Below are 20,092 nucleotides of genomic sequence, written 5' to 3'. Positions count from 1 at the left end.
AGATTGATCACAGCTTGCTTATCTATCTTGAGAACGCAATTACAGGGTGCAAGACAAACTTATGAATATCACATAAACTTACTTCCCATATTATCTACTTATTTTGGATAAGGTTCTGCAATGAAAATCGGTTTTTTTAGCGCTAAGCATTACGATATGCAGCATTTTGATCGCACCAATAGCGCATTCGGTGCTGATATTGAATACTTTGATTACCGTCTATGCATGCAAACGGTAAAGCTTGCAGCTGGCTTTGAAGTCATCTGTGCGTTTGTAAACGACTCTCTTTGTGAAGAGGTGTTAGTGGAGCTGGCAAAAGGTGGCACTAAGATTATCGCCATGCGCTGTGCAGGCTTTAATAATGTCGGCCTGGAAGCAGCAGAGCGGTTAGGCATGAAAGTAGTGAATGTTCCGGCCTATTCGCCAGAGTCAGTTGCTGAACACACCGTGGCTTTGATGTTGACTTTGAATCGTAAGATCCACAAAGCATATCAACGCACCCGTGATGCAAACTTCTCTCTTGAGGGCTTGGTGGGTTTTAATATGCATGGTCGCACTGTCGGTGTCATAGGAACGGGGAAAATAGGCTTGGCAACGATTAAAGTGTTGCAAGGCTTTGGCTGCAAGGTCATTGCGCATGATCCGTATCCAAGTCAGGCCGTGACCGATTTAGGCGTTGAATATGTCTCTCTTGAAGATATGTACCCTGTTTGTGACGTGATCAGTCTGCACTGCCCATTAACCGCCGATAACCATCACCTGTTGAGTGAAAAGAGTTTCGCTAAGATGAAGCCTGGCGTGATGGTGATCAATACCAGCCGCGGTGGTTTGTTAAACGCGCAAGATGCGATGGAAGCACTTAAGACAGGCCACCTAGGTTCACTAGGGCTTGATGTTTACGAGAATGAGAAAGAGCTGTTTTTTGAAGATAAATCGAGTGAAATCATTCAAGACGATGTGTTTAGACGTTTATCTGCCTGTCACAATGTTATCTTCACTGGCCATCAAGCTTTTTTAACAGAAGAAGCGCTGGGAGCGATTGCGGCAACGACACTCACTAATGTACAGCAATTATTAGCTGGAGAAACGTGTCCTAACGAGCTTTTCTAGGGTTATGGATGATTGATATGGAATAGCAGGTACGACGGTTAAAGTTGTAGCTGCTTTTTTGTGGCTAAAAATAGCTGACTGTTTTAGGCTAGAGCCTGATATTTAACTGAAACATGCTATTTACTTGATGTAATATCTTGCTAGGTTTAACTAATCAGCGTCTACGACTGACTCTAAGGAAAGAAAGCCGATGGTCATCACCCAAGAAACCCATGATATTTCAACTGCCACAGGTACGATGCGTACCTATCTTTATCGCCCGGATTGTGATGGTCAGTTTGCAACGATCATCTTTTATTCTGAAATTTTTCAGCAAACCGCTCCTATTGCTCGCGCCGCAGCAATCCTTGCGGGGCATGGATTTGTGGTACTGGTACCGGAAGTGTTTCATGAGTTGAATCCTGTTGGTACTGTGCTGGCTTATGATGATAACGGTAAAGATAAAGGTAATGCCGACAAGTTTGCTAAGCCATTAGAACATCACGATAGTGACACCGAAGCCTTAGTCGATTTTGCTCGAAGCCTGAGTTTTTGTACGAGTCAAATTGGCAGTATGGGAGTTTGTATTGGTGGGCATCTGGCATACCGCGCCGCACTAAACCCAGATATTTTAGCGGCTTTCTGTTTATATCCAACCGATATTCACTCCAATACGCTACCTTGTGAAAAAGATAATGATTCACTGTCGCGTACTGGCGATATATCTGGTGAGTTGGTGATGGTGTTTGGTAAGCAAGATCCGCATGTCTCCAGCGAAGGGCGTAAGCTTATTTACGCTAAGCTTGAAGCAACAGAGCGCAACTTTAGTTGGCATGAAGTTAATGCTCAGCACGCCTTTATGCGTGATGAAGGTGAACGATATGACGCTGCTATTGCGCTGCAAATGTATCTAAAAGCAGTGGCATTTTTTCAGCGAACTTTGAAATAGTTTTTTGGGTGTTTTAGCGGAGAAAGGGCGAACTCAATTCACCCTTTTGTATCTTTCGACTTAAGCAGCTGTCATTAGCCCTGCTGGTAATTTAGCAGTTCATCTAAATCTACTCGTGCGATAAAGCTGTCATCTAAATAAAAGTCGACATGCTTATCTTGCTTCATACCTGACATCAGTTGTTGGCTACCATCTTCATAAGTTAGCAGCATCAATAAGGTGTTTTTATCTTTTGCTTCAAGGGTCGCTTGGGTTAGCTTTACATCGGTGAGCGGCGCTTTAGTTAAGTCATCGTCTAAATGCTGGTTTACCTTAAAAATAGCTTCCACTGGCATATCAACCACTGCAGGCGACTTTCCGGTTACCGGATTGGTACCCGTCCAGAACTCAATGCTGTTGACAATAAATAGATCGGCCGTTGCAGCTATCCCATAAACAGGGCTCATCAGTGCAAATAGACCTGCACGGCCATAACGGTTATCTACTGCACTCAAGTTTCCCTTAGTGACCATAGCACTTAATCCCATTTGCCCCATGCAGCCTGTCAATTGACTCGTCAGCAATCCCGATAAAACCAGTGCAGATATTTTCTTTTTCATAGTTAGATTTTAATTATTCAACTCAGTTAGCAGGGGGCTGATTGTATGTATTAGTACAAATTAAATTGCGATCGTGTGCTCATTTTTATGTTGTTATTTTGCTGAGTAAGTTGTTGTCTTGTGGGCTTTGTAGGTGAGTGCGTCTAGTTGTATCTCTGTTGGTGGGGATTGGCGTTGTTGGTAAGCAGTCTGTTGCGCAGGAGTACAAAAAGCGAGTGCTGCTCAGCGTCAAACTGAGACAAGTTACAAAGCGTTCAATTGTGCTTTAATTTAACGCATAATAGCGCTCCGATTACTGGAGAGCCCATGTCTGATTACCAAGTATTGCATCAAACCGAAGATGAATATGGCCCTCTTATTGTTCTAGACGATAAAGAGAGCAGAATTTTAGCCTTTGCTGAACATGATGAACAAAGTAAATTGCTCAAAGCAGCGCCGCATATTCCGCAGCACACTTATGTGCAAGCGATGTTATTGGTACTACTCTATAGCCAACCTAAAAGCGCGATTGTACTGGGGTTAGGTGGAGGCGGACTTATCCATGCTCTGCGTCATTTCGATGCTGGCATTAAGTTGACCGCCGTCGAGCTTAGAGCTGATGTGATTGAAATTGCCAAACGCTATTTTCAGTTACCCCTTAGCAAGAAACTTAAGCTGGTTAACCAAGATGCGACTCAGTTTCTAGCGGCAGGCGATCATAAACGCGTTGATATTGTTTTTACCGATATCTACAGCGCCGAAGGCGTTGATGCGGCGCAGGTATCAGAAGCATTTATCGCTCAATGTGCAGCGCTAATAAAAGCAGATGGTTATTTGGTGTTGAATTGCTGGAAAGAACACAGCAAGAACCGAGAACTATTAGCCTACCTTGAGCTGCATTTTGTTGAAGTTAGAGCCTGTTTAACCGGTAGCGCAAACTGGGTGGTAATTGCTGGCAAGGCAAAACGAGAGATCAGTGCCAACGGATTAAAGCAGCAAGCGCAAGCGCTGTCGCAGAAGCTCGATTTTCAGTTGGGCCGATCGCTAAATCGCTTTGATATTTGGGAGTGATGCTGGTCTTTTAACCATGAGAAAGATAGCGGTGAGGGTATTGCTAATATTAACCTTTCTATTTTCAACTATTACTAATGCTGATGATTGTTTATTTGAACAGGTTGGTGATAATTACCGCATTGAAAATGCCATTCGTGATGCTAATACCAATTGCATTAAGTATTTGGCCAGTTCAGAGCCCTCAGTCTTTTCAATTTAAAGCGCATCGGTAAAGAAATGGTTATTCCCATTTAAGTCAATGCAAAGCAGAAGTGGAAAGGCGGAGGGGCTCACGTAGTGCGGCTGAGGTTAAACAAATTGGCAAACGCTGTATGCTTCGCTATGGGATTTGGATATACGACTAAATAGTCTATTTTGTTCCATACAAAATAAGACATTCCGGCCCTCCTTGGCGGTCAGATTTAGGAGGTACGAGGCCAAGGATGGTCGAAGGTAGAATAATGCAGGAGCAATTATCGAGAGCGAAGCAGGATGCCAGAGCCGAGAATAACTAGTAGCTCAAATTCCACTACTTGCCTACAGCGTTTTGAATTCCCGCTGCATGGTCAAACTTTTAATGCAATTGGTATAATAGTGAGTATACAAGTGGTTCAGTCTACTTTATTAATGTCGCCAGCTCTGTTGCGCCAGTGCGTCCAGTAGTTCCTGTATAAATCACGCTGAACTAGTACTTTTGGTAATTGAGTACGCCAGCGCATTTAATCAAACAATGATTGAGCGGGCAAAACATAGTACTCATTACGGGTGTGCCGCAGACTTAATATAGCTTGGCGCTAATTATCTAAACAATCCAGGTTTTCAACATTGCGGTGCAAGTGAGCGAACGTTGTTCATTGCTATAGTATCTCTGCTACTTACTACTCACTGTTTTGGTGGCCGCAGATTAACGCTCAGTTAATCGCATCGCGTTCATTTCACTCTCCATTCGGAAAAACAGATTAAGATAATAGATTTTGTCCGTTATCTTATTTTTTTGTACTGCTCTATTATTCTCACATCGGAAACGAACTGGCTTAAGAGACTCATCATCACTCACCCTAGTTTGTTGAATTATAAAGACTCATCATCTTATTTTTTAATTTTTGAATATTTAAAACGGAGCTTAACATGCATCAATCAATCATCAACTCGACTATCAAGCCTTTCTCTGCAACCGCTTTTCATAACGGTGATTTCCACCCAGTAACAGAGCAAGACCTACTTGGTAAGTGGTCAGTTGTTTTCTTCTACCCAGCGGATTTCACGTTTGTTTGTCCAACAGAGCTAGGTGACATGGCTGATCATTACGAGAAGCTACAATCTATGGGCGTTGAAGTTTACTCAGTATCTACTGACACTCACTTTACTCACAAAGCATGGCATGCAAGCTCTGATACCATCAACAAAATCCAGTACCCAATGATTGGTGACCCAACTGGCGCAATCACTCGTAACTTTGGCGTGATGATTGAAGAAGATGGCTTAGCGCTTCGCGGCACTTTCGTTATCAACCCAGAAGGTGAAATCAAAGTTGCTGAAGTACATGACCTAGGTATTGGTCGTAGCGCATCTGAACTTGTTCGTAAAATTCAAGCGGCTCAATATGTAGCGACTCACGACGGTGAAGTATGTCCTGCTGCATGGCAGCCAGGTGAAGCAACACTTGCTCCATCAATTGACCTAGTGGGTAAGATCTAACTCAAGAGCAAATGGATGATAGTGTGCTAACAAGCCCCATCTCTTGTTATCACACTCGATATTCATCATCGAGTTACATCTCCATTGTTCAGCTTAGCGCCCCTGCAGTCTAAGCTGACCCCCCCCTACTAACCGTTAGTCGCTGCACCTTTTTATTTTCGATTCATTTTTATTTTATTTCTAAGACTTAAGCGCAGGCTTACGACCACGGCTGTCTGTAAGTCGAACTAAACAGCTTTGCTTTACCTTATTAGGAGTCATCATGTTAGATGCAAACGTAAAAAATCAACTGAATACTTACCTGCAGAACCTCAAACACCCAGTTGAGCTTGTTGTATCTGCCGATGACAGTAAAAAAGCCCAAGAGCTTAAATCACTTGCCAGCGATATCGATAGCTTATCGTCATTTATTTCTGTCACAGAAAAAGTCGGTAAACGCACACCGTCAATGGCGGTGATTAACCCGCAGCTTGCTAGTCAAATTACCTTTGCAGGTTTGCCAATGGGGCATGAATTTACCTCCTTGGTATTGGCTTTACTGCACAGCGGAGGACACCCAATCAAGCTTGATGCTGATGTGATTGCACAGATCCGCGATCTTCCCGGTGAGTACCAGTTTGAGACGTATGTATCACTTAGCTGTCAAACCTGCCCCGAGGTTGTGCAAGCGCTGAATATGATGGCGGCAATTAACCCTAATATCACCAACGTGATGATTGATGGTTCTCTGTTCCAAGATGAAGTTAACGAACGCAACGTGATGGCGGTTCCTGCGGTATTTCTTAACGGCGAGCAGTTCTCCATGGGGGCGATTAGCACTGTAGAGATCCTTAACAAACTCGATGTGAATGCTGCAGGCAGAAAAGCCGAGCAGCTCAATGAGAAAGAACCGTTTGAAGTGTTAGTCGTAGGTGGTGGCCCAGCAGGCGCATCTGCAGCGATTTATGCTGCACGCAAAGGTTTACGAACCGGCATTGTTGCCGACAAATTTGGTGGCCAAGTGGCTGAAACGGTAGGTATTGAGAACTTTATCTCAGTTAAAGCCACAGAAGGACCAAAGCTGGTGGCCAATCTTGAAGCACACGTGCATGAATATGATGTTGATATTATGGATAGTCAGCGCGCCTTGAGCTTAAAGTCAGGTGAACTGTTTGAACTCACGCTCGAAAGCGGCGCAGTGCTGCGCAGTAAAACCATATTGCTAGCCACTGGTGCTCGCTGGCGCGAAATGAACGTACCGGGTGAGCAAGAGTACCGCGGTAGTGGTGTTGCTTATTGCCCACATTGTGATGGCCCATTGTTTAAGGGCAAGCGTGTGGCCGTGATTGGTGGCGGCAACTCGGGTATTGAAGCTGCCATTGATCTGGCCAATATTGTAGAGCACGTTACTGTTCTTGAGTTTGATAGCACACTAAGAGCAGATGACGTTCTGCAGCGCAAAGCCAGATCAATGGGTAACATTGAAATCATTACTCAGGCGATGACCACTGAAGTGACCGGTGACGGCAAACGAGTTAACGGGCTGAATTACACTAATAGAGCGACAGGCGAGTCACACCACGTTGAACTGGCGGGTATTTTCGTACAGATAGGTTTGGTGCCGAACTCTGAATGGTTGCAAGAGACAATTGATATGACGGCTAGAGGCGAGATCATTGTCGATGCTAAAGGTGAAACATCACTGCCAGGCGTATTTGCCGCAGGTGATGTGACCAACTCCGCCTATAAGCAAATTATTATCGCTATGGGCAGCGGCGCTACCGCTTCACTGGGGGCGTTTGACTATTTGATCCGCCATAGTGTTGATGAAGCGGTCACAGCATAAAGCTTATCATTCGTGTGTTAGTTTGATTCGTATCATAAGAGCCAGTGTTTACTGGCTTTTTTTATTAGAAAACTCAACTAACATTGAAGGAGTGAAATCGTTATCAATACTAGGGCGTTAGTCTGAACAGCAAGCAATATAAACATCAACTCAAAATTGAAACTCAAAAAATTCTCCAGCGAGGGATTTTTTGGGCGATGTATATGACGCTGTTTTTGGTGCTAGTTGTCCTACTCAATACCTATTATTTTTCACATGATATCTATGACCTCAAGGATATTTTTCCAGAATTAGCGCCAGTGACTCTGTTAGTTATCACGGCTTTTGCTGTCATCAAGTTTTTGCATATTGATAGCGTAACTCCAAGGCAAAGCCAGCTATTTTTAATGTTGCTCATTTTAACTTGGTGTTACCTGCTTTATGGGCTGATACAATTATCAAGCGAGCCTCTACCTGGTATTGAGTCTCTGGCGGATATTCTGGTAATGGTATTCGTGTTTGCGCTGTTTCCCAATCGAAAGGTGATGTTGCTGGGCATATTACCCTTTCTATTGTTCTCTTGTTTTTATCGATTGTATGAATACCCCGAATCACCAGTATATCCACTGACCAAATTCGCCTGTGTATTGGCAATCATTATTTCTGGGCAAAAGATCATTTCCGGCTGGTTTATTAAGGCTGTGATCCGTGATTTTGAAAAGCAGAAACTGGTTAAGCAATTTAAACGTTTAGCACTCATTGATGGACTGACTAATATTAGTAACCGTCGCCATTTTGACGAGATATTGAGCCAAGAAGTGCGGGTCGCTGAGCGTAATCATCACGCGCTGTCAATTATCCTGCTCGATATCGATTTCTTCAAGCGTCTCAATGATACTTTAGGCCACCAAGCCGGTGATGCACAATTAATTAAAATTGCTGAGATCATTAGTTCGGCGGTGAATCGCCCACGAGATCTGGTGGCCCGATATGGCGGCGAAGAGTTTGTTATAGCATTGCCAAATACTAATCTAGAAGGTGCGATTAGAGTGGCGGAAAAGGTTAAAAGCCTACTTGAAGAAGCACAGATTGTGCATCCATGTTCCGATGTTTCAGCGCAAGTGACACTGTCACAAGGTATTGCTCAGTGGGAGCCGGGAATGAGTAGGGACCAATTAATCAAAGCGGCTGATCGCATGTTATATCGAGCTAAATCAGCCGGTAGAGACAGTTATTGCTTTGAAGGCCGCAGTCGCTAACTATGCTTTAGTGCTAATAATATGTCCTGCATTGCCGACAGGGGCTGGAGCGGTTTCAGGCAAAGCGGATTCAATCAGTTTAAGTGCTATATCGCCCTCAATTTTCTGCTGCTCTTTAGACATCTGTGCGACTTTCAAACCGACACTGCCGTGACTCATATTAGGTTCGAGATTTGGGGTGGATAGTGAAATAGCCATAGTGGACTCATCGTTAAGGGGGACAAGCTTTTATCGGCGCTACACACTGCAACTTAAGCACGTGCTTGTTACAGTGTGTATCACCATCTTTAGTGAGTTATTAGCCTAACTTTTTCTTCCTTTTTTCAACCATTTTTCGAGTCAAAGTGATGACAAAGGTGAGGACGATAGAGCTTAGAATAAGCCCAATAGCGAGTACTACGTTTTGCAAGGCAGTTGGGTCCATAGCTAGCATGCCGCCAAGACCTACCATCATAATGCCCGACATTAACTTAAGCGTTTGTCCCTCTTTCTCTGTGAGCTTACGTTTGCCCAAAGAGATACTGAAAGCGATAACAATAATTGCTAACGGGATCACGTAGACGATGTTATAGAACACCAGATACATGTAGCGCTCCGCAGCCTCAAGGTCGTGCATTGATAACACACTGGTATAGATCATTGGGAAGCCGGCCGTGCAGAGTAACTCATAAGCATTGGCGAGAATCGAAAGCACCACAGTTCCGGCTATCATAGCGGTCATACTACTGGCACTGGTGAGTTTCCCCATACGTTTGATGAGTCCCGTTCGATTCTCTGCAGACATGGATAGGGTGACCTCACCTTTGGTAAAGAAGTAGTCCTTAATATTTACCGCCCCCGCGATAAGTGCAAGAATACCGGCCCCGAGAATAATCAAACCACCGTCGCTGCCCGCGCCAAGCAATTGGAAAATATTGAGCCAAGCGCTCATAAAGATGAAGTAGATAAATCCTGAGAAGAATACAAAAATACCGCCAACAATCAGCATTCTCGTGCGACTCTTAGCATTAACCATGATTGATAATAAAAACAGCAACACAAAAAAGGCGCAAGGGTTAAATGCATCTACACCCGCAAGTACCACAGTGAGTAATGGCAGTGACATCTGCTCAGGGTGAACCACCCCTACTAATGGGATTTCAACGGGTTGTACATCGGAAGTGGTTATTGGGCTGGTGGTTTCCAGCCCTAAGTCACAGGTTCCTTCATCGGCACTTTCACTACAGGTTTCAAAAAATGCGCCGCTAGCACTGGCCATTGGTGCTGTATAGCCGCTGTTATCTCCAGGTTTAAGTTTGCCACCTAAGGATACGTAGTAAGATTTTAATCGACTTAATAGAAACTCACCGGTAACGGCTTGGCTGCTATAACCGACCACCGCTTTTTCGCCGCTGGCAAAAAAGGGGACGGAGCGGGCCTGTGTTCCTGTTTGCTTGGCGATACTTTGCCAAATATCCATGGTGCCAGGATCTGAAATTAGATGATCTTCCACTTCGATCCATGGGTAACGTTCAGGCAAACTATCGATAAAAGGGTGCGCTTCTTTGCAGTGAGGACAGGTTTGTGACCAGAAAAAATATAACTTAACTTTTAGCTCTCCTGCATCATTGGTGTAATGCCATACCGTCGCTGGTTCTGCGGGAGAAGCTGCAAAGCTTGGGAGTGAAAAGCTCGAAAATAGCAAGGTAACTAAGAGTAATATATATTTCGCCATAGGGGCTCCGAATTAGCTAATAGCGCAAGACTTTCTTGTGGTATTAGCTACTTTACTAAAGCTATATTTAATTGGTAAATAAATGTGTCGGATATGCGGGGGGATTCTCGAATAAATAACTTTTGAGAACAGTAGTTTGTTTTTAATAATAATTTGAAACTTTTAGCAACATTGTGAGTCAATTATTTTAGGCGGCGATGTATTAGGAATCTTCAATGGATAATCGAGTTCACATGTAGGTTTATACTGAAGAGCGACTCGCTGTAGGAGTTAACAGACAGTAGAAGAGTGCGGAACTCTGTATGCTTTATATATAAAGGCTACCACATAATATATTGCAGTTTTAACTTTTAAGCGTTAACTACACTTATACCAATTGCATTAAAAGTTTGACCATTCAGCGGGAATTCAAAACGCTGTAGGCAAGTAGTGGAATTTGAGCTAATAGTTATTCTCGGCTCTGGCATCCTGCTTCGCTCTCGATAATTGCTCCTGCATTATTCTACCTTCGACCATCCTTGGTCTCGTACCTCCTAAATCTGACCGCCAAGGAGGGCCGGAATGTCTTATTTTGTATGGAACAAAATAGACCATTTAATCGTATATCCAAATCCCATAGCGAAGCATACAGCGTTTGCCAATTTGTTTAACCTCAGCCGCACTACGTGAGCCCCTCAGTCTTTCCACTTCTGCTTTGCATTGGCTTAAAAGGGAATAACCATTTCTTTACCAATGCGCTTTGAATTGAAAAGGCTGAGGGGCTCTGAACTGGTCAAATACTTAATGCAATTGGTATTATTGCTTGCTGGTTGTGGGAGCTTTGATACTTGCAACCCGCAACTGAGTCTTTTCTGTTGGGGAGGCACACCAATGAATGGCAACAGAGCGGTCAGTATCTGTACTCGCGGTTAAAATTTTGCTGATGATTGGCGCAGAATATTCAGACTCATTGAGGTAAGTTCTAATACGCTCTATTCTACGGTTGGCCAGCCATTTATTATAGTGACGCACATCTTCACTCGGCTGAATATTGTTTACTTTAAACTCAAGCAGTAAATAACCTGCTTGCTTGGAGGGGTGAGCAATTAGATCATCAAGCTCGGAACCGTACTTACTACTAAAATAGGAGCTATTTTTAGCATACGCAATATCAGTAATATGAACTTTTTGATTGCACTGTGCCATCACTGAGGTGGCAGTGAAACTTATGAAAATTAGCCACGTGGCAGCTATAAATCTCATTTTTAACATTCCCTTGTAAAATAAAAGTCTTTTAAGAGCCTTTTGGGTAGCATTATCCATTAATTTTATGGCTGGGAATTTATGCTATTGCGTAGTTGATTGCAATGGGAAATGGCCATTTTCTACGACGAAAGTATTGCAAAATAGGGCTGCACTTTGAGTGTCATTAAATGGTCGCCCAATTTTACTCGGCTAGCGTTAATAGCGACCTATTTAATGACAAAATATTGACTCTTTTTTGAACAAGTGAATTATGCTAATACTTGCTTATTCACTGTTAATTCGACCTCTATATTGTTACGTATTGCATTGGAGTATGGGCATACTTGATGGGCAATACGAACCAATTCAACAGCAACTGTTTGCTCTAGTTCAAGCTCAATAGCTAACGCTGCAGAAAGTGCAAAACCGCCTGATTGATTAGCGCCTATGCCTATCGTTGCGCTTACCGGCGCCGCATTAATAGCAATTTTTTGTTCACGAGCAACATGTAAAATCGCATTTGAAAAACAAGCTGCGTATCCCGCGGCAAAAAGCTGCTCTGGATTGGTCGCATTACCCGCTCCCCCCATCTCTTTTGGATAGCTTAAATTAACTTCGAGTAGCCCATCTTCAGTTTTAGCGATGCCGTTACGGCCAGCGGTAGCATTTGCAGTTGTTTGGTAGAGAGTTTTCATGATTAACCTTTGGATTTTAAGTTGCGCGCAATTTAATTGGTGGCAAGTTTATCTCGATCTTTATGTTTAACGCAAGTATATTGTGCGCAATTAAATTGTTGGAGTATTCTTAGATGGCTAATGACAGCATACGCGACCCACTTTGTTTAGATAACCAAATCTGTTTTTCGCTATATAGCGCGACCAATGCAATGGTGCGGGCATACCGTCCACTACTTGAAAAACTCGATCTTACCTATTCGCAATATTTGGCCATGATGGTGTTGTGGCAAAGTGATGGGATTAGTGTGAAAGATATGGGCGAACAGCTGCATTTAGATTCTGGCACGTTAACTCCGTTATTAAAGCGTTTAGAAACTAAAGGCCTGGTGATAAGAGGTCGAAGTGAACATGATGAAAGAGTACGTGTACTTAATATCACCGCCGCTGCCAGAGTATTAAAGCTGGAAGCTGAAAAAGTACCAGAGCAGATGAAATGCCAAATTAAAATTTCAGACGCTAAGTTAATGCAGTTAAAGTCGCTCTGTGATGAGGTATATGGCAACTTCACTGAGTAGCTGATCCGAAGTGCCAAGAGAAAGCTTAGAATTGAACAGCAGTTTAATTGGGTTGCTATTTAGCGTGCCGTCGACTCCGAAAAACTAACAAAAGGCTGTGGCATAGGGTAAGTTAGATAATACTTAAGACAAGCTAATTCACGCATGGAGGTGGAATGTCGACAGTCGATCTGGTTATCGTAGGAGGCGGCATTAATGGAGCGGGTATCGCCCAATGCGCTGCCGCTGCAGGTTACAGTGTTATATTACTGGAAAAAGGCGTGGTAGCAGGCCAAACCTCGGCTAACTCCAGCAAACTTATTCATGGTGGTTTACGTTATCTAGAAACTGGCCAGTTATCTTTAGTTAAGCAGTCGCTTGCTGAACGTCGAGCCCTGCTAAAGCTTGCCCCTTCGTTAGTTAACCCTATCCCGTTTTATATTCCTGTTTACGAAAATAGCCGTAGAGGTGCGATTGCGATACGAGCTGGTTTGAGTATGTATTCAATGCTCAGTAAGTTTGATGCCTTAGGTCAATTTAAATCCGTTCCCTCAGTGCATTGGGCAAAAATCAAAGGACTAAAGCTCGATGGTCTTAAGGCTATTTATCAGTATTGGGATGCGCAAACAGACGATAAATTGTTGACAGAGGCGGTGGTTCGTAATGCACGTAGTTTAGGCGCACAGGTGCTTGAGCATACGAAGTGTACTCAAATTGAGCACTTGAAAAGTCATTGCGTGGTGCACTATCAGCACCAACAAGCGTTACATAAAGTTGAAGCGCTAGCGGTAGTTAATGCAGCAGGACCTTGGGTCAATGATGTACTCGATTGTGTAACACCTGCTGTCGCTCCATTGCCGATTGAATGGGTACAAGGTAGCCATCTGCTGCTCGATATTGACGCCGCCGATGGTATTTTATATCTCGAGTCTTGCTTCGATAAACGGGTTATTTTCGTGATGCCATGGAACGGTAAAACATTGATTGGCACCACTGAAATTGTGCTCGATGAAATAACAGGGCGGCCGACACCGACAGCTGATGAAATCGATTACTTACTCGGTATTTATCAGCACTATTTTCCAACGTTAGGTGATGTTGAAAGCTTAAAAACACAAATTATTGATACGTTTTGTGGGGTACGTGTATTGCCCAAGCAGCAGGGGAGTGCCTTCGATCGCCCCCGTGATACCTTGCAGCAAACCACTGCATCTCATCCACATTTGTTGACGCTTTATGGCGGTAAGCTAACCACCTATCGCACCACTGCCGTTGAAGTGCTTAGTTGGGTAGAGTCTCATATTGGTCGTCGCAATGTATTGGCGGACTTTAACCAGTTACAGTTAGACTGATAAAATTTGGCATTGTGTTTAGGGCCTGTTGAGCTTTCACGGTTATTTTTGCCGCAGTTTATTGGCTATTTTGACAAGGCGGAGGCTATGCCGTTTAGTTATTCTCCACAAATAGTCTACAACACAGTAAAAATAGCCAAGAAACGTGGCCCTTTGGGTTCGATTCAATGCTTCTATTACGGTGTTATGAGCTTTCACTTAGCCAGCTAAGCTTTATCGCTCAAGCCTTGTACTAGAAGCATTATTCCTTACGGTAAAGAACCGAACAAAAACTAAGTTCGAAAGATCAATAGCCCCTAGTGCTTCATTAAACTGTCATCTTTGTGTCATATTATTTGGCAAATTGATTGTTGGCATTTTAGGACGTTGAGCATGCTGCAAATATTTATACGATTTTTCTCATTAGGGTTAGTGTCCTTTGGCGGTCCTGCAGCCCATATTGGCTATTTCAGACAGACATTTGTTCAAGAGTTGCAATGGCTTGACGATAAACATTACGGCAGCTTGGTGGCGCTAAGCCAGTTTATGCCTGGACCAGGTTCTAGTCAGGTTGGCTTTGCCATTGGCTATCATCGAGGCGGCTTATTAGGCGGCATTGCCGCTTTCTTAGGCTTTACATTGCCCTCATTTATTTTGTTATTTTTACTGGCGGTGACCAGCAGCCAATGGTTGGAGTACTCCATCACTCAAGGGGTGATCCATGGTTTAAAGCTGTTGGCTGTCGTGGTGGTTGCCGATGCTATTTTAATTATGTTTAAGCAGTTTTGTCAGCGCAAAACTGCCAAGTTATTGATGGTCTTAAGTTGTGTGGTTATTTTGCTGCAGCCATCAATGCTAGTGCAATTTTCTCTGCTCATTATCGCTGCTATTGTAGGACGATTTTACCTGTCCGCTAGCGATAATGCAGAGCCCCCAGCAAGTTCAACACACACAACAGAACCTGTGCGTGTTAATTTCTTCTGGTTAAGTATCTTTGTCGGTCTGCTTATCGCTTCGTTGGTGGCTGTGGGCCTATCTAAGCAGGCCGGAATTGCTACCCTGACAGAGCTATTTAGCCAGTTTTATCAAGTCGGTAGCATGGTATTTGGTGGCGGCCACGTGGTATTGCCACTGCTGCAGTCAAGTATTGGTGATGCGGTTAATAATGACCAGTTCTTAACAGGCTATGCATTAGCACAGGCGGTACCTGGACCTATGTTTGCCCTAGCGGCATTTCTAGGTGCCGAAATTTGGATCTCACAACCGTTAGTGGGTGCGTTAGTGGCAACCTTAGCGATATTCTTACCCGGCTTTTTACTGATGTTAGTTGCCCTTAAAAGTTGGCATGGGATCAGTAGTCGTCCAAAGGTTACTGGGGCGATAGCGGGAGTGAATGCGACGGTGGTAGGCTTCTTGTTAGCTGCGCTGTACAACCCTATTTTTAGTAGTGCAGTACTGTCACCACTGGATATGGCATTAGTAGTATTAGGTTTTGGGTTATTTAAGATTTTTAAACCTAATATCTTTATTTTAGTTGCTGGGTTTGGCGTTTCAGGTGCGTTGATTACAGCGATTATTTGATAGTTTTTACAAACATATAGCACACAAAAAAAGGCCGCAGATTGATACCGTTCTACTTGAATATCAATCTGCGGCTTTTGGTATTAGTTCCGTTTCTCGCTATGCAAGTATCGCACTTTCTACCTTGGCAACTTTCTCTACTTTCACTGCACAAACTTTAAATTCAGGGATTTTTGCCACTGGATCTAACACATTGTTGGTGAGTTTATTCGCGGCAGATTCTGCAAAGTGAAACGGCAGAAAGATAACCCCCGCTTGGGGCGCGCTTAGTCACAAAAGCTGCAATCTCGATCTCACCGCGGCGGGTAGATAACTTAAGCTGATCGCCGTTGTTTATCTGCAATCGCTCGGCATCGAATACTGAGATCATTACTCGCGGTGAGCCTAGCTCATTAAGCCCCGGGGTTTTACGGGTGAGGGTGCCTGTGTGGAACTGCTCCAATAAGCGTCCGGTAGACAGCATCAGTGGATAGTCATCACAAGGCATCTCTGCCGGCAAGCGATACTGCACAGGGCGCATTTTTCCTTTGCCGTGAGTAAACTGTTTACTGTGTAGTATTGGCGTGCCTGGGTGGCCTTCTGCCGGGCACGGCCACTGCAAACCCTGTCGGCCATTGGCGGTTTCACTGTCGATGACTTTCCACGTAATACCTCGGTATTGTGGGGTCACTTCGGTGATCTCATGCCAAATTTGCTTTTCTGACTGGTATTGCCAATCTTCACCCATCTGCTGCGCTATTTGCTGCACTATCTGCCAGTCATTCATCGCTTCACCCGGCGGCGTAACTGCGGGTAGAAGCTGCTGTACGCGGCGCTCAGTATTGGTAAAGTGCCCCTGTTTCTCTGCAAAGGCTGCAGCTGGCAAGACGACATCGGCCAATTCTGCGGTTTCGGTTAAGAAGATATCTTGTACTACCACAAACTCTGCTGCTGCGAGGCCTGCGAGAACATGCTGTTGATCTGGGTCGCTCAACACGGGATTTTCACCCATTACATATAAGGCTTTGAGTTCGCCATGGGCTAGCCCATGCATCATCTCCGTGGCTGATACACCTTTACCGGAGCACAGCTCACTCTTACCCCAAGCCTTTCTAAAGCGTTGCTGAACTAGCGGATCATTGAGCTTTTGGTAACCGCTGAAGTAGTTTGGCAGTGCGCCCATGTCACACGCACCTTGAACATTACTTTGGCCGCGCAATGGGTTTATACCAGCGCCCTTAATGCCAATATTGCCACACAGTAACTGTAAGTTAGAGATAGCGGTGACATTATCATGGCCTGAGGTGTGCTGAGTGATCCCCATTGCATAGTAAATAGCAGTCTTTTTAGCGGTGCCAATTAATCGCGCCATTTCTATGATATCTGCCGCGCTAACACCGCAGATTAAAGCAGTATTTTCAGGGCTATAGTCGTCACTCATCACTTCATCGAAAAGCTGACTGAAACCTTCAACACGCTGTTGAATATAATCTAAATCGTGCCAGTCGTTTTTGATGATCTGCTGCATTATTGCATTCAATAGCATCACATCTGTGCCAGGTCTTTGCGCAACATAAAGCTGGGCTTTGTCGGCAAGAGAAACCTTTTTCGGATCGGCAACGATTAAGCGTGCGCCATGATTTTGTAGCGCCAGTTTAATATGTGAGGCAATGATTGGATGCGCACTTTCAGTATCCGAGCCAATAATAAAAATTAGATCAGAATCTTTAATGCTAGGAATATCGTTGGTCATGGCACCACTGCCTAAGCTTTCGCGCAGGGCGGTAACGGTTGAAGCATGGCAGAGCCGTGCACAATGGTCGATGTTGTTATTGCCAATGACGCTGCGGAACAACTTTTGAAATACATAGTTGTCTTCGTTAGTCGCCTTCGCCGACGAAAGTCCCGCTATCGATTTACGTCCATGCTTAGCTTTAATGCTAGTGAACTTCTCTGCAATTAAGCTGATAGCTTCTGGCCAACTGGCAGGCGTGAGCACTCCTTCTTTGCGAATTAACGGCGTAGTAAGCCGTTTATCGCTGTTGATAAAGTCGAAACCAAAACGTCCTTTAACACACAGCATGCCGCCGTTGACGGGGGATTCTGTATCTGCACTTATACGGCGGATTTGATTCTTCTGTTTATCAACATGCATCTCTACTCGGCAACCAATACCGCAATAGGTGCAAATAGTCGACACTGTTTCAAGTGGTGCTTTTAGCTCGGAGGTTAGCCCCTGGGTTTTATCACGCGAGTCAACCAGCGCGCCAGTTGGACACACTTGCACGCAGTTTCCACATTGCACGCAATCACTGTCGTTCATGCTGGCGCTAAAGCCGACTCTTGGCGCATTACGTTTGGCTGTGTTATCAGTCGAGGGTAGCGCTTGGTAGTGATCTTTCTCAAAGCAAATTGCGTTATGGCCGCTAGCCCCTTTGCAGGTTTCTACGCAGGCGCCACAGCTAATACAGCGGTTTGCGTCGAATGTAATAAACGGTGCGCTACTGTCGATGCTAAAGTGCTGTGCTTTACTGATATCCAGCTCCGGGGCTTTGACTTTGTACTCAGTGGCATAGTCGCGCAGTTTACAGTCGGTATTGGCTTGGCAAGCACACTCAAGGCAGCGCGCAGCTTCTTTCATGGCGTCATCGGCGGCAAAACCTAGCTCGACTTCGCTAAAATTGAGGGCTCGCTGCAACTTGTCGAGCTCCGGCATTTTACTGCGTAGTTCATGCTTGGCTGCTGGATACATAGCTTGCGCGTTGAGTGTTTCAAGTTGGCGAGTTTTAGCCGCTTTGCTGGAGTTAAAGGGTTGCTTTTCAAGTTCGCAAGTCAGCCCTTGGGTCAGCAGTTTCTCAATCGCGTCGGAGGCCTTCCTGCCATCAGCTACAGCTGCAACCGCTGTAGCAGGGCCAGTACGAGAGTCACCAATCACAAACAGTTTATCGAGCCCCGCTGCCAGACCTGCCGACATGGTATGCTCGCAACCTTCAAAAGTGTTCCAGCGGGTTAACGCTATTTCACCGGTGGCTAATTGACTGTCAGGATGGTTGAGAAACTCCATATCGGGCGTTTGAGAGACGGCAGGGATCACCGTATCAAAGGCTTCAGTAAAGGTTTCACCGGTTGGCTTTGGCGAGCGGCGACCAGAGCTGTCAGGCTCTCCAAGTGCCATCACTTCGAAAGTGACTCTGCTAACGCGGCCATTGTCGTCGCTGTGGTTCTCAATAGGATTGGTTAAGAAATGAAATTTAATCCCTTCCTCTTCCGCTTCATGGATCTCATAAGGCTCTGCGGGCATCTCATCGCGGGTTCGGCGATAAACTAAAGTCACATCGGCGCCATCGCGTTTAGCAGTGCGGGCGCAATCGATTGCTGTGTTACCACCACCAATGACCGCTACTTTGTTGCCTGTACGGTAGCGCTGTTCGGTGCAATAATCTCGGAGGTAATCGACGCCTAAATAGCAACCTTCTAGCTCAATACCGGGGTAGTTCATCGGCACTGCTTTTTGTGCGCCAATGGCTAAACAAATAGCGTCATAATCTTCAATTAAGCCATTTAGGTGTATGTCTCTGCCGAGTCGAGTATCAGTTTGAATGTCTAAGCCATTTTCACATAACAGTGCGATCTCTTTGTCGAGGATTGCTTTCGGCAAGCGGTACTCTGGGATACCGTATCTTAACCAACCGCCTGCTTGGGGCATGGATTCAAAAATAGTGACGTCATGACCGTTATTCGACAGGTAATAACCCGCTGAAATCCCCGCAGGGCCACTGCCTATGATGGCGACTTTCTTATTGGTCGCGGCCTTTTTAGGTGGCACATATGGAGTATTGTCTTCAAGATCGAGATCGGCTGCGTGACGCTTTAGCTGGCGAATCGCAACAGGTTCGTCGACTAAGCCACGACGACATTCTGTTTCGCAAAATGCTGGGCACACACGGCCGATAGAGAGCGGCAGAGGCAGCGTTTGCTTGATGACTTTGACCGCTTCTTGATGATCGCCTTGGGCAATATGGTAAAGGTATGACTGCACGTCAACACCAGCAGGGCAGGCGGTTTGGCAGGGCGCTTCACAATCGGCAAAGTGGTCTGAAAGTATATTGTGTAATGCTGCTTTGCGCTGCTTACTTAACGCGGCAGATTGGGTAATTACTTCAATATTCTGAGCATCTAAATCGGCGATTTTAGTGTCGCAGGCGCGTACTGAACAGAGCTCGCCATTGGCTGATTTAAGTTCAACATGGCACAAGTCACAATGTTGTTTAGTGTTAGTGACTAAAGAACCTGCAGGGCTTTTACACAAATTAGGGATCGCGATATCGGCGTTTAACGCAGTATCGAGTAAGGTATCTTGTTGATTGGCAGTTAGGGTTTTGCCATCAATGGTAATCTGTTTCATCGCAAGGGCCTGTTAGTTATAGGGCTCACAGCTTGCGACAAGGTATTGAAACACAAAACCTCAATTGTCACTGTGGCGCTTTGAATGTGGACTCGGCGAAATGAGTGACTTTGAGTATACCTGTGCACCTTTTTTACGCAGAAAATGCAGCTTAAGTTTGTGCTAAATTTGCAGGTGGATTCACAAAGGCTAATGGA

15 protein-coding genes and 1 pseudogene are annotated in these 20,092 nt (G+C 44.8%); 10 read left to right on the top strand and 6 right to left on the bottom strand.

Features of this window, described 5'->3' with window-relative positions:
• Positions 1–120: 120 nt before the first annotated feature.
• Positions 121–1,110 (top strand): 2-hydroxyacid dehydrogenase, encoded by a 990-nt coding sequence (locus SWP_RS19310; protein WP_020914316.1) that lies wholly within the window; start codon positions 121–123, stop codon positions 1,108–1,110.
• 190 nt (positions 1,111–1,300) lie between these two features.
• On the top strand, positions 1,301–2,038 hold the full coding sequence (locus SWP_RS19305) for a dienelactone hydrolase family protein (RefSeq protein WP_020914315.1): 738 nt from the start codon (positions 1,301–1,303) through the stop codon (positions 2,036–2,038).
• A 74-nt stretch (positions 2,039–2,112) separates the two neighbouring features.
• On the opposite strand, the gene SWP_RS19300 is transcribed toward SWP_RS19305, so the two are convergent.
• Positions 2,113–2,637, bottom strand: coding sequence for a DUF3332 domain-containing protein (locus SWP_RS19300; protein WP_020914314.1), 525 nt, complete (start codon positions 2,635–2,637; stop codon positions 2,113–2,115).
• 306 nt (positions 2,638–2,943) lie between these two features.
• Between SWP_RS19300 and SWP_RS19295 the strand changes: the two genes are divergently transcribed.
• The 4 genes from SWP_RS19295 (at position 2,944) to SWP_RS19280 (ending at position 8,430) form a co-directional block, all read left to right on the top strand.
• The gene (locus SWP_RS19295; RefSeq protein ID WP_020914312.1) at positions 2,944–3,687 is read left to right on the top strand and encodes a spermidine synthase; all 744 of its coding nucleotides are present in this window, start codon (positions 2,944–2,946) and stop codon (positions 3,685–3,687) included.
• A 1,110-nt stretch (positions 3,688–4,797) separates the two neighbouring features.
• On the top strand, positions 4,798–5,367 hold the full coding sequence (ahpC, locus tag SWP_RS19290; RefSeq protein ID WP_020914310.1) for an alkyl hydroperoxide reductase subunit C: 570 nt from the start codon (positions 4,798–4,800) through the stop codon (positions 5,365–5,367).
• Between the two features lie 262 nt (positions 5,368–5,629).
• Positions 5,630–7,192 carry an alkyl hydroperoxide reductase subunit F gene (gene ahpF, locus SWP_RS19285; RefSeq protein WP_020914309.1) on the top strand — a complete coding sequence of 521 codons (1,563 nt, stop codon included), beginning with the start codon at positions 5,630–5,632 and terminating at the stop codon, positions 7,190–7,192.
• A gap of 122 nt (positions 7,193–7,314) precedes the next feature.
• Positions 7,315–8,430 (top strand): GGDEF domain-containing protein, encoded by a 1,116-nt coding sequence (locus SWP_RS19280; protein ID WP_044556107.1) that lies wholly within the window; start codon positions 7,315–7,317, stop codon positions 8,428–8,430.
• Here SWP_RS19280 and SWP_RS19275 read toward each other — a convergent pair whose 3' ends face one another.
• The 4 genes from SWP_RS19275 to ohr form a co-directional block, all read right to left on the bottom strand.
• Positions 8,431–8,628, bottom strand: a complete 198-nt coding sequence (locus SWP_RS19275; protein ID WP_020914307.1) for a hypothetical protein — start codon at positions 8,626–8,628, stop codon at positions 8,431–8,433.
• Between the two features lie 100 nt (positions 8,629–8,728).
• Positions 8,729–10,144 carry a hypothetical protein gene (locus SWP_RS19270; RefSeq protein WP_020914306.1) on the bottom strand — a complete coding sequence of 472 codons (1,416 nt, stop codon included), beginning with the start codon at positions 10,142–10,144 and terminating at the stop codon, positions 8,729–8,731.
• A gap of 795 nt (positions 10,145–10,939) precedes the next feature.
• Entirely contained in the window at positions 10,940–11,446 is a 507-nt protein-coding gene (locus SWP_RS19265) for a hypothetical protein (protein WP_020914305.1), read from the bottom strand.
• Positions 11,447–11,637: 191 nt separating this feature from the next.
• Positions 11,638–12,063: an organic hydroperoxide reductase Ohr gene (gene ohr / locus SWP_RS19260; protein WP_020914304.1), complete on the bottom strand. Its 426-nt coding sequence runs from the start codon at positions 12,061–12,063 to the stop codon at positions 11,638–11,640.
• Between the two features lie 113 nt (positions 12,064–12,176).
• On the opposite strand from ohr, the gene ohrR reads away from it, so the two are divergent.
• The 4 genes from ohrR to chrA all read left to right on the top strand — a co-directional run bounded on the left by ohrR (position 12,177) and on the right by chrA (position 15,511).
• On the top strand, positions 12,177–12,620 hold the full coding sequence (gene ohrR, locus SWP_RS19255; RefSeq protein WP_020914303.1) for a transcriptional regulator OhrR: 444 nt from the start codon (positions 12,177–12,179) through the stop codon (positions 12,618–12,620).
• 155 nt (positions 12,621–12,775) lie between these two features.
• Positions 12,776–13,951 carry a glycerol-3-phosphate dehydrogenase/oxidase gene (locus tag SWP_RS19250; RefSeq protein ID WP_020914302.1) on the top strand — a complete coding sequence of 392 codons (1,176 nt, stop codon included), beginning with the start codon at positions 12,776–12,778 and terminating at the stop codon, positions 13,949–13,951.
• Positions 13,952–14,038: 87 nt separating this feature from the next.
• Complete coding sequence (locus SWP_RS24655) at positions 14,039–14,161, top strand: hypothetical protein (RefSeq protein ID WP_266197775.1); 123 nt, start codon at positions 14,039–14,041, stop codon at positions 14,159–14,161.
• 162 nt (positions 14,162–14,323) lie between these two features.
• Complete coding sequence (chrA, locus tag SWP_RS19245) at positions 14,324–15,511, top strand: chromate efflux transporter (protein WP_020914300.1); 1,188 nt, start codon at positions 14,324–14,326, stop codon at positions 15,509–15,511.
• A gap of 99 nt (positions 15,512–15,610) precedes the next feature.
• Here chrA and fdhF read toward each other — a convergent pair.
• Positions 15,611–19,895: pseudogene (fdhF, locus tag SWP_RS19240) on the bottom strand (formate dehydrogenase subunit alpha).
• Between the last annotated feature and the right edge of the window lie 197 nt (positions 19,896–20,092).

The organism is Shewanella piezotolerans WP3 (assembly GCF_000014885.1).
Classification (GTDB): domain Bacteria; phylum Pseudomonadota; class Gammaproteobacteria; order Enterobacterales; family Shewanellaceae; genus Shewanella; species Shewanella piezotolerans.
Note: the sequence above shows the minus strand (reverse complement) of the source record. Positions and strands in the feature narration are given on the sequence as shown.

Coding starts and splice junctions, on each gene's coding strand:
- chrA (WP_020914300.1), top strand. CDS start 14,324: ATGCTGCAAATATTTATACGATTTTTCTCATTAGGGTTAGTGTCCTTT.
- SWP_RS24655 (WP_266197775.1), top strand. CDS start 14,039: ATGCCGTTTAGTTATTCTCCACAAATAGTCTACAACACAGTAAAAATA.
- SWP_RS19275 (WP_020914307.1), bottom strand. CDS start 8,628: ATGGCTATTTCACTATCCACCCCAAATCTCGAACCTAATATGAGTCAC.
- SWP_RS19305 (WP_020914315.1), top strand. CDS start 1,301: ATGGTCATCACCCAAGAAACCCATGATATTTCAACTGCCACAGGTACG.
- ohr (WP_020914304.1), bottom strand. CDS start 12,063: ATGAAAACTCTCTACCAAACAACTGCAAATGCTACCGCTGGCCGTAAC.
- SWP_RS19310 (WP_020914316.1), top strand. CDS start 121: ATGAAAATCGGTTTTTTTAGCGCTAAGCATTACGATATGCAGCATTTT.
- ahpF (WP_020914309.1), top strand. CDS start 5,630: ATGTTAGATGCAAACGTAAAAAATCAACTGAATACTTACCTGCAGAAC.
- SWP_RS19300 (WP_020914314.1), bottom strand. CDS start 2,637: ATGAAAAAGAAAATATCTGCACTGGTTTTATCGGGATTGCTGACGAGT.
- SWP_RS19250 (WP_020914302.1), top strand. CDS start 12,776: ATGTCGACAGTCGATCTGGTTATCGTAGGAGGCGGCATTAATGGAGCG.
- SWP_RS19270 (WP_020914306.1), bottom strand. CDS start 10,144: ATGGCGAAATATATATTACTCTTAGTTACCTTGCTATTTTCGAGCTTT.
- ohrR (WP_020914303.1), top strand. CDS start 12,177: ATGGCTAATGACAGCATACGCGACCCACTTTGTTTAGATAACCAAATC.
- ahpC (WP_020914310.1), top strand. CDS start 4,798: ATGCATCAATCAATCATCAACTCGACTATCAAGCCTTTCTCTGCAACC.
- SWP_RS19265 (WP_020914305.1), bottom strand. CDS start 11,446: ATGGATAATGCTACCCAAAAGGCTCTTAAAAGACTTTTATTTTACAAG.
- SWP_RS19295 (WP_020914312.1), top strand. CDS start 2,944: ATGTCTGATTACCAAGTATTGCATCAAACCGAAGATGAATATGGCCCT.